General features: G+C 59.1%; 1 protein-coding gene. It reads left to right on the top strand.

Annotated features, from left to right (window positions below; translation table 11 throughout):
* Nucleotides 1–460, top strand: a 460-nt coding sequence (locus AACY08_RS29495; RefSeq protein ID WP_339472613.1) for a TonB-dependent receptor domain-containing protein, incomplete at both ends; no start/stop codon positions are given.

The following is a 460-nucleotide window of genomic DNA, read 5'->3' as shown; positions in this document are numbered from 1 at the left end:
CGCGGTGCCGCAGAAATCGACCAACTATCAGGCGGGCGCGGTGTATCACGGCAGCCATCTGTCGCTGGACGCGGATGTCTATGTCATCAACTTCACCAACAAATTCTACAGCTACAGCGATACGTCCGGTCAAGGGCTCGGCACGATCTTCACCAACATCGGCGGTGCGCTGTACAAGGGTGTCGAGGGGCAGGTGACCTATGCCTTTGGCAATGGTCTGGCCGTGTTCGCGAACGCGTCGCGCAACTATGCCAAGACCACTGTCTATACCGACCCGGTGACGGGCAAGGTCGTCCCGCGCACGATCATCGGCAAGGCCCCGATGTCGACGGCGGCTGGCGGTATCCTCTACAAGAACGGGCCGATCAAATTCTCGCTAACCGACAAATGGACCGGGCCGCAATATGCGGACTTGGCCAATGCCTATCGCATTTCGCCCTACAACACGGTCAATCTGGCG

Source organism: Pseudomonas sp. EL_65y_Pfl1_R83 (assembly GCF_963970695.1).
Classification (GTDB): Bacteria; Pseudomonadota; Gammaproteobacteria; order Pseudomonadales; family Pseudomonadaceae; genus Aquipseudomonas; species Aquipseudomonas tritici.
Note: the sequence above shows the minus strand (reverse complement) of the source record. Positions and strands in the feature narration are given on the sequence as shown.